The sequence below is a fragment of the Pseudoalteromonas rubra genome, from assembly GCF_004212645.1.
In the GTDB taxonomy this organism is placed as follows: Bacteria; Pseudomonadota; Gammaproteobacteria; order Enterobacterales; family Alteromonadaceae; genus Pseudoalteromonas; species Pseudoalteromonas rubra_G.
Genome location: NZ_PPUZ01000001.1, coordinates 154686 through 164901, shown reverse-complemented (window position 1 = coordinate 164901; position 10216 = coordinate 154686). Strand labels below are relative to the sequence as shown.

The following is a 10216-nucleotide window of genomic DNA, read 5'->3' as shown; positions in this document are numbered from 1 at the left end:
GCTGTTGTTATCCGTGATGGTCACGGTCACACTGTTGCCCGCTTCGGCACCGGAACCGGCGATCAGCACATCGTTGTCTTCCGCCGCATTGACCAGACCGTCGGTCTCAATCGGCGTGGTGATGGTCACCGCAGACGGCGCGGCATTGTCCAGCGTAATGGTTTGCGTGGCTGCGGTGGAGGTATTGCCCGCCGTATCCGCCTGGGTCGCCGACACGGTGAGCGTGCCATTGTTCAGGCCGCTGACATCCAGCTCACTGCCGCTCAGCGTCCAGTTACCGGAGTTATCGGCGGTTACGGTGCGGCTCACGGGGGTGTTATTTGTGTCGGTGATTGTCACAGTCACACTATTGCCCGCTTCAGCGCCTGAACCGGCAATGAGTACATCATTGTCTTCGGCCGCGTTGACGAGCCCATCAACTTCGATAGGCGTTGTAATGCTGACCGCTGCCACGCTGGTGTCCACTGTGACAGAAAGGCCTGAGCCATCGGCAGTATTGCCTGCGGTATCAGTCGTTCGAGCTGTCATCGTGTGTGTGCCTGCTGATAAAGCAGACGTTGTGATAGTCCAGGTGCCTAAGGTTGCAGTGCCGGTGCCCACAGTACCATCAATGCTTGAAATCAACGTAATGGCACCGCCATTAGGGCCTGAGCCAGTAAACGTCGCGGTAGTATCGTTAGTGATATTGTCCGTATTAGATGTACCAGTATCGCTGCTTGCATCCAGATCAGGTGTGCCTGGCGCTGAAGGCGCGGTTGTATCTATCGTGACACTTAAGCTACTGGATGCCGCACTCTCGTTACTGCTGGCATCTGTTGCTTTTGCTGTGATGGCATGTGTTACACCAGCAGTCAGAGCACTGGTGGTAATCTGCCAGTTGCCTCCAGTTGCAGTACCGGTGCCTATAACGGTTGTGCCGCCACCTTCTTGATCACTATAAAGCCTTACAGTTGAACCACTTTCTGCTGTACCACTGAAGGTTGGGGTCGTGTCGTTGGTGTTGTTATCACTATTCGATGAACCGGTATCAGACCCAGCATCAAGGTCTGGTGTCGATGGTGCATTTGGTGCCACATCGTCATTTACGGTGATCGTAAATGCTTTTTGGAATGTCGTTGTAGAATCGCTTGTTTGTATACAAACAACATAACTTCCAGCAGACAATGCCGCTTGAGTTTCAAGGTTCGAACCATTGATCTGGAAACTACCGTTGTTGGTGTCTGCACTACACGTGCCATTAGCACTGGCACCACTGCTAACGATAGTATAGGTATGGCTATCGCTGGTATCAGGATCTGTGGTACTCAAAGTACCTATATTTGCACCTGCGCCAGTCGCTGACTGATTGATTGATGTCGTATCCAGGCTAATATCGGTTGGATCATCATTCTGCGCAGTAATGGTAACAGATGCCTGATTAGTGCCCGTACTATTTGCAGTGCCGTCATTAAAAGTATAATCGAGCGTTACAGATGCCGGTGGTGCTTCTGAGCTGTTCTGATAAGTGATATTTTGCAATACAGAATCTACGATTGCAGAGGTTGCGCTGGTGTTAAACGTCAACACTAACGTGCCGGATGAATTAGTGGTAACTGTACCGACCGTCGTCGAGTTGTAAGTAAAGGTGCTGCTCTCAGTCAAGGTGCCAAGCAGGCCATTGTTACCAAACACATCCTGTGCATTGGCACCGCCGTTGCGAGCAATAGTCAAGGTTGCGTTATTGTAGTTACCCGCGCCGCTGTCGAGCGCGTCCAGTTCAGTATCGGCAATCAAAACATCTGAATCAATCACCACAGCCGAGCCGTTTTCAACAAACGTTTGTCCACCATTGAGGTTACTAAATACAGGTACATCATTCGGCGTAATGAAGGTGATATCGGTATTTGCGCCGTTGTCCGCTACCGTAAAATCAAGTGAGTTTGCTGGCGCATTTGACAAGCTAATTGCCACTTCAATGGAGCTAAAGTCAGTCCCATTGGTATCTATCTGAAGTGTGCTGGTACCGCTAAAACGCACGTTGCTGGTTGTCAGGCCAGTGACACTGTTGATAGTAATAATGTCACCCACACTCAAATCGGTAATGGTGTCGCCATTAAGATCAGACGCGTCGCCAACGAAATTATCGTTGCCTGCGTTACCTGTCATCGAGTCTGTACCACCGCCCGGACGAATGGTATCGGTGCCGCTACCACCTGTAATGGTGTCGTTACCGTCAAAGTCAGTGGCGGTCATATTAATGGTATCACCGCTAAGCGCACTGGCATTCAGCGTAATTCCACCAGCAAGCGCAAAGCCCGCAGCATTAGAGATAGTGACCGAATTACCATTGGAATCAAAGTTATCCGTCAGCGTAATGGTAAAGATGTTATTGGTACCAATTGCCAGGTTTTCGATTTCGGAAACGCTGGTATTAGTAAAATTAAACGTGCCCCCGTCCATCAGTTTGAGCGTTTCAGAGCCCGCTGCACCGGTAATCGCCGTAGTGAAGTTATTTGCTACATTGGCCGCGTCAATCGCCACCGTTGCGCCACTGGCCAGTGACAGAGTGCCGATATTGGTGAACCCACCACTACTCACATCCGCACCGTCTGATGCACTCACAGTATCACCGGTAGTTGGGTCGCCGACCAATGATCCATTAAATGCACTGCCAGCAATATCAAACGTAATAGCATCGTTAGACACGGTTGCGTCTATCGTGGCAGACGCATTGGTTACTGTGATGGTCCGAGTGTTGGTACTATCGTCATTTACTGAGTAGGTCTCAATGCCTGTCAGCGTTGTAAAGTCGCCATCACCACTGATTGTAATGGTCTCAGAGCCTGCTGCTGTCACTGTACCAGTAAACGCCGCATTTTGAGCTGGAGTCATGGTGACAGATGCACCACTGGCCAAGGTCAAATTAACTATGTTGGCAAGCGTACCGCCAGAGATATTCGCCCCTGAAGACATAGACACAGTGTCTGCTGTCGTGCCGTCGCCCGTAAGAGTGCCAGTGTAACTGAGTGTACCTACGTTGAATGTCACGGCATCAGTAGAAGACGATGCGGTCACAGAAGTGCCTGCAGCAGCAACGGTCACTGTACGGCTATTAGTCGAAGAGTCACCGACCGAGAAGTTTTCAATGTTAGCAAGCGTGGTAAAATCACCGTCGCCGGAGATATTAATCGTTTCAGTGCCTGCCGCTGTGATAGTACCACCAAATAGAGCAGGCTGAGAGGCCGTCATTGACACAGTTGCACCACTGGCCAATGTCAGGTTCTCAAAATTTGATACTGTTGCACCAGCAATGCTAGCCCCTGAACTCATTGAAAGCGTATCGGTGCCACCCGCAGCGTTAAGCGTGCCCGTTGCGGTTAATGTACCTATATTTATAGTGTCGTTACCGCTGCTACCTGTTACACTCTGACCCGCAGCACTCAGTGTGATGCTGTTCGCTGCACCTAAAACATAGGTCTCAATCGCGCTTGCTGCTGTTAAACCGTCGGTTGCAGCAGAGATAGTAATGCTTTCTGTCGCACTGCCGTTAACTGTGCTGAAGGCATCGTGTTGTGCCTCTGTCATGGTTACCGCAGCGTTCGCATCTAGTGTCAGGGTCTCAAAACCACTCACTGTGGCACCAGAAATACTGGCACCATTACTCAGTTGCAATACATCTGTTCCGCCGCTACCAGCTAAAGTACCTGTGGCAGTTACAGCCCCCGTTACAACAGTATCCGCCGAACTACTGCCCGTTACATTCTGAGCAGCTCCGCCCAGCGTAAAGGTAAACCCTGCGCCCAATACATAAGTTTCAATATCCGCATCACCGGTAATAGCTGCATTACCATCGGCACTGCTGAGCGTAAACTGGTTAGTCCCGGCGCCATTAATGGTCGTAAATGATTCATGCTGAGACTCGGTCAGTGTGATAGATGCGCCGCTATCTGGCGTAAGCGTCTCAAAGCCACTTAAAGACGTTAAGTTGGCCAGGTTGGTACTGGTAGGTACCGAGAGAACATCGGTGCCCGTTCCACCACTTGCTGTGGAGCCTGTCGCATGGCTGGCATTGGCAATGGTCAGGGTTTCATCACCGCCTGCAAAGGTAATGGCTGGCGAGAGGTTTGTGCCATTAGTTGTATCGAAACCTGCAGCACTGGAGCTGGCAGCAGTGACATCTGTCACACTGATAGTGGCAGTGCGCGTTGTACTGTTGGTCGACCCATCGTTAATCACAACGGTTACCGAACGCGCAGTTTCATTTGGCGTACTGGATGTGTTGTTGTATGTGACGGCCTGCAAGAAGGTAGCAACTTCAGCGGCCGTGGCGGTTGCCCCGGTGATAGTGATCGTGTCTTGAAGTGTAATGTCCGACGCTCCAGACACACCCGTAAGTGCGTTTTGCGCAGCTGCACTCACATTAAGGCCTTCTGATGCCCCATCCTGATCATTGGTCAGTGTAATTGTTATGGTTTTTAGTGTATCACTGTCCGCTTCGGTCACAGACGCGCTACTGGCGATATTAACCGCACCACTGCCCTCAGAAAAACTGGCAGTGTTATCATTACCACCGGTGCCCGAGTTCAAATCTACTACAGGCGCGGTATTAGGCGTACTAAAATTAAAGGTGGTGTCGTCACTGATCCCCAGGAATGCATTTCCTGCTGAATCCTGCACTGCTGTTGCATCAATGCGGATAGCGTAAGTGCGATTACCTGTCAGGTCACTGGTAGGATTTAAGTAGACTTTGTCGTTGGTAATACTGACGCGGCCTGCGCCTGGTGATGTGGTTGTGCCATCGCTTTCACTGGCAACATTAAATACCTCAAAATCAGTGCTGTCTGTGACATTACGAATGGTGATATTGCCACTATTGAGCGCTATATTTTCGTCAAAAGCGATCTCAATGTTGTTGCTCACAGAAACATTGGTTGCATTGTCAGTGGGGGTTGAGCTCGCACTGACAAAAGTAGGCGCGGTTGAGTCAGCCGCCGCGGCGTCATCAATCTTGATACTTCTGATAAGATATCGAGAGTCAGCTCCCGGACTACGGGTAAACGCCATCGTCACTGTATCAACATCCTGCCATGCAGCATCGGTAAAGTCTGTACCACGGGCCAGGGTAAAGAGGTCCTGTAACCCCGAGTTTGCTTCACCACCTTTTGGCAGAGTGATGGTTTCTGTCACTGTTTGAGTACTATTAGAAAAACCAGTTAGTATCAGTTGATACGTTTTATCTGAGTCTCGGGCCGACCCCTGCATAAAGGTAATTTCGTCGAAACTGAAGTTAGTGCTAGATTTTTCATAAAAACGGAAGCCACGATTGTTGAACTCATTAATCATGGTATTAGAGTAAACAACGCCAGCCACAAACCCGAGATCATTTAGGCCTGTATACGCAGGGCTATCCGAACTAGTGCCCGCATCTAATACCAAAGACACAGCACCGGCATTGGTCAAAGTGACCGAAGGCATGCTGCCTGTAACACCAGTCTCCACCTCACTAAAACTGGAGCCTGAACCATTGGAATAGTTGATCGTTTGCTGCGCGGCCCAAGCCTCACCGGAAAGCAATGCCGCCGACACCCCTGCTGAAGTAACTGCGATAGCAACCTGACTTAATCTCATTATTCTCTCCTGATGATGACTGTCTTTATCTGCAAAGCCTAATTATTGTAATCTTTTAAAACATGTAACCTGTTGGTACAAAAGGATTGGCGAGAAATTCAGCCAACCCTTTCTTGCTTGATTAATTGCGCGGCGGAAAAACACCTTCTGTCGCAATTAACCAGTTAACCGGCAAGACCGGATTCAAAATATTAAGTGGTGCTGAACCGCCTGTGTTAGTCACAGTCACTGTCCCACCTGCCGAGCCACCACCTGATACAGTTAACCCTTTAATATCGGTCAAATTAGGTTGCCCGAAAGTTGGCTTAAAGAAAGCCGCTGATGAACTTTGTGCAATATACGAGTCGCTGTCTGGTACGGGTGTATTTGCCGCATCAGTTGCCACTTGCATAGTGCCACTGACTGGATTTGTACCACCCAGCGGCGTGAAAATCGCGGTGTGAGAGTGTGCAGGCATATGAATGATTTCGATACCCACTAGCTCAGAGCCTTGTCTTTCACCTTGACGATAGTCCATACCACCCGGGCGTACGCCCGCGCCCACAGGGCTACGACCACGCAAGTCTGGCAACGCGTAAGTTGTACGTGCATCACCCCCATAAATAGTCCCTATCAGTGCATACAACGCCTGATTTTGTGAAATTGCCATTGTCTGGCCTAAACACATTGCAAAGTTTCTGATTGTAAAAGCACCGCCGAAGGTACCCATTGAGCCAATATACGGGTCAGTAGACATATGAATTCCTCTCTAATTCGTAAACATACCCTTTAACGATAAACGCTCAGTACCACTAAAATTCACTCAGTGGTTTATCGACTTGTTGCGAAAAGTTCGCACCTACTACTTCTATTACTGCATTGCCTGAACGGCATCTATGTGTTGTAGAGCTATCATTGCTCAGAGTTAGTCAGGATTTCCTTCTGGTAAATGGGGCGTAAAAACAGGTGGGATGAAAAACTCAGGTAACTGCACCCTGCGCGCTTCTCCGCTTAGTACTTTATCAAGACACACTGTACCAATATCATTGATGCTGACGTTCAGTTCTGCCGGATCATCGCTGTCTGAAAAACGCCAGTACAACTCGGTAGTTTTGTAACGTAACAGTGCCATTAATGGATACTCGTCAAACTCGCTAGGGCTGTCGCAAAACCGTTCATGACAGTCTGCTAGTTTGTCGTCACCCAAAAACTGGATCAGCAAACTCCCCATCCCTGGCACTTCCAAAATACTGCACTCCCCTTGTGCTACGGTTATCTCGCCAGTGCCTTCAGTTTTTGCAATACGCTGCCCTTCACCACTGGGCCTGACGCCTCCGTCATAAGGATAGAGTGCTAAATCATAGCCATAGCGGTTCGTCAGATTGATCTTTATGTTCATATCTATCTCGCTTCTGAGTTTAAGTTCAGAGCATAGTTAGAAACGCAGGATAATAAGTACATCGGCCAGGCCACTCACGAGTCCTTCTCAACTAAGCTACCATTGTAAAATTTAGTACAAAGGTATCGGTTTGCAATTGATTTAGCGCATTGAAACCATCACAAATTATGTTTTTACATACGCGTAGAGGAAGTAGGGACAATGGCCAGCCCAGGTTCCAATCCAAATAAAATTGCAAAACGATAGCCATCAAAAATCCCCTGCTCTGTTAACACCGTATCCAGGCGCACGGCGGCATCTTTCGTTTTAACCAATAACCCTTTCACTCTGTCGAGCTCCAAAACGGTCCCGGGTTTGATACCCTTCAACTGGCAATCCATACTGCTAGCCTGCATCAGCTGTAACAAACCTTCGCGGAATTTAAAACGGGCCCCACCGAGCTCAGCATTAGCAGCACGAGCCAGGTTAACTATTTCACTGCTTGTATGGCGCTGCCAGTCAATCAGCAAATCATCAACCTGAACATGCGCGGCATATCGTGGCTCGCACCGTTTACCATCAATTTCAATGTCCTCGCTTTGTGTTTGCCAGGTCAATGTGCCCGCCGCCTGCTGCTGAGTGAACTGCTCAAGCAATGCGGGTACCATTTGGGCAAGCTTCTGATGCAAACACTGAGAGGTATCAAAAGGGTGAACAGGCAAATCAATGTGGGTTGCAATTGCGCCGCTATCAAGCTGCTCAACTACTTTATGGAGTGTCAGTCGAATCGTTTCTACGCCCTCTTTAAGCTGCCAGAACACCGGCATTGGGCCTCGATAATCTGGCAATGCGCTTGGGTGGATATTCAGTAAACGTCCGGCAAAATAGTCGATAAGCTTAGAGCGGATCTTGTGTTTAAACAGGTAAGCCAAGCCACTGTTTACACCCAGCCTGTCGAGATCGGCAATCAACACATCGTCTGATTCGGTTTTATATTGCAGCATTGGGACTTGATGATGATGTAAAAAACGCTGCAGCTGAACTAGGTCCGGGTTTGGCTCGGCTTCAACCAAAACCACACAGCCCAGCTGACCCCGTTGCAACAAATACTGCACCGCAGTCAGGCACAAGCAGCTGCCACTGAATAAGGCATACTTAGATTCCATCATTGCCTCCTATACTTTCACAGGGACAAACCCAGGCATACCGCTGAGTTGGTAATAAAACTGGACCGTGTCACCGCTGTTGGCCACAAAGTGCATATGGTCAAGCTCTTTGGGCTTTGCATCAACATAAAAGCTCATATCTGGCTTGGGGTGCGTAATGCCGGAGTCGTATTGATCCAGCCCTTCTTCGTCAAACGTGGTGATCTGCGCATATACAGCCAGAATACGCTCAGGCATATCCTCTACCCCGGTTGGCAAAGTAATGGTATTAGCCGCAACCACCCGGACATCGTCTTCCAACTCCAACTCCTGCATCTGTAATAATGCAGATTTGTCGATTCGCATCAGCTCACCCAGCTCCACCCGCTCCTGCAAAGCAGTGTCTTGCAAGTGCGCGGAGTGACAATATTCCGCGTCTTTCCATTGCTGATTAAATTCAGTTTCGCCGTGGACCATCATGCCCTTGATGGACACAGAACGCGGGATCATCCAGCCATCTATCGCCAAAAATTTCACTAAATGCTTTGCAATCGCCAGCTGGCCTTCGCGGGTAAATCCATGCTGCATCGCCTCCAGCACAAGCAAGTCAATGCTCTCTTGTGGCTCATAGGTTGTCGCATCTTCTTCTATTATGTCGGCAACAAATTCACCTAACTGTAAATCAGCAATCAGCTGTCTCAGAGTGACAATCGCACCTGGGTGAGTATCAACAAACAACACCTTAATTTGTTCACCGTTAAACACATGCTGGTCTTTGTAATAGCTGAGCAGCGGTAACAGCAAGGGCGCGAACGGGCCGCAGGCAGGGTACAAGATAGTGATAGACTTTTTATGAGACAACATGCCACGAACGGCTTTATCTATACCTTTTACATAACCCTGAATACGATAGATATCTTTAATTGTATTGCGGCTGTTGAGTGGCGACATAATCAATCCAGTGGGAGAGATGTATTGCCGCGTTAGTTGTTCTTCGCTGAGCTGTGCCTGTGTCATTGACTGCACGGCATGTTCGTACATGGCCTCAAATGCAGCGCTCAGTTGAGCGTGAGTGGCCTGAGTGGTGCTAAAAATAAGTGCCATTGCCTCAACAAAACTTCGGGTAAGTGCTTGTTGCCGCTGTGCGGTAGTGAGTTTGGCCTTGAGCAAAGACTCAAGTTGGTTACGGACGGTATGTTTTAATAGTTGGTCGACTTTTGGGTCTGCATAATCTGCGGATGCCACAGTATGCGTCTGATGTTTTTCCATCGGCGCTACCTAAGTATAATAATTCCATAGTTACAAGGCACTAGGAGCAGCAAAACCGCCAGCTCATAGCACCTGTCAGCGTTCATGATTCAGTCTAGTTGAGTGCCGTTAATTTGCGAACTTCTTTTCTAAAAATCCATTTTCTGTCGCCCAGCTGCCCGCCACTGACGACAATATGCTGTGTACCATCGAGTGACTTATATACAGGTTGCTTAGTGAATCGCGTTTGGCCGTAGGAGTACAAGAACGCACCATTATTGTTAAACACTTTAATACTGTAAGTGCCCATTTCCAGAATGTGCAAATGGCCATCCGCATCAAGCGTAATGCTTTTGGGTCCATTTAACTGCTCAACCACATCAATACCGAACTCGCCAATCTGGCCGAGTTTTTCACCGTAAAAGCTCGCGACAGTGATGTGATGATGGCCATGCTCAATAAGATAAACCAACTGCTGTGAAGGTTCGATAGCAAAATCTCCAACCAGGCCAACCCCGTCTGGCAGAGTTATCGCACCTTGCTGGTTTCCATCAATATCAAATACCGCAATCTCTTTACCCATCTCAAAGTAGACATACAATAAATCGCCGTAGCGCCTGCTGACAGACGGCTTAAGTGTTAAGGTAATCTGCTCACCACTGGGCGCCTGTACAGACATTTTGGGTGCTGTAAGGCCCAGTTTATCTAACGTGCTGGCATCAACACGCTGAGTATCTTGTTCAGAAAATGTAAATGTACTGGCGTTAGCTGCGAATGCACTGACGGGCAGTACACCACTGGCACATAAGAGCGAGCCTGATTTAAGAAAAGTACGACGTTCCATCTATAAATACCTTTA

The 10216-nt window shown here is 48.8% G+C and carries 6 protein-coding genes; all 6 read right to left on the bottom strand.

The genetic code is table 11. The features are described from left to right. The coding region (locus tag C3B51_RS00635; protein WP_206076584.1) for a beta strand repeat-containing protein at nucleotides 1–5607 on the bottom strand (5607 nt) is incomplete at its 3' end. Between the two features lie 121 nt (nucleotides 5608–5728). Then, nucleotides 5729–6343: a phage tail protein gene (locus C3B51_RS00630; RefSeq protein ID WP_130243832.1), complete on the bottom strand. Its 615-nt coding sequence runs from the start codon at nucleotides 6341–6343 to the stop codon at nucleotides 5729–5731. A gap of 168 nt (nucleotides 6344–6511) precedes the next feature. Continuing rightward, nucleotides 6512–6985: a hypothetical protein gene (locus C3B51_RS00625; protein ID WP_125720338.1), complete on the bottom strand. Its 474-nt coding sequence runs from the start codon at nucleotides 6983–6985 to the stop codon at nucleotides 6512–6514. A gap of 173 nt (nucleotides 6986–7158) precedes the next feature. Continuing rightward, nucleotides 7159–8133 carry a methionyl-tRNA formyltransferase gene (locus tag C3B51_RS00620; RefSeq protein ID WP_125720341.1) on the bottom strand — a complete coding sequence of 325 codons (975 nt, stop codon included), beginning with the start codon at nucleotides 8131–8133 and terminating at the stop codon, nucleotides 7159–7161. 6 nt (nucleotides 8134–8139) lie between these two features. Next, nucleotides 8140–9378: a hypothetical protein gene (locus C3B51_RS00615; RefSeq protein ID WP_125720343.1), complete on the bottom strand. Its 1239-nt coding sequence runs from the start codon at nucleotides 9376–9378 to the stop codon at nucleotides 8140–8142. A 94-nt stretch (nucleotides 9379–9472) separates the two neighbouring features. Then, the gene (locus C3B51_RS00610) at nucleotides 9473–10201 is read right to left on the bottom strand and encodes a hypothetical protein (protein WP_130243831.1); all 729 of its coding nucleotides are present in this window, start codon (nucleotides 10199–10201) and stop codon (nucleotides 9473–9475) included. Nucleotides 10202–10216 lie beyond the last annotated feature (15 nt).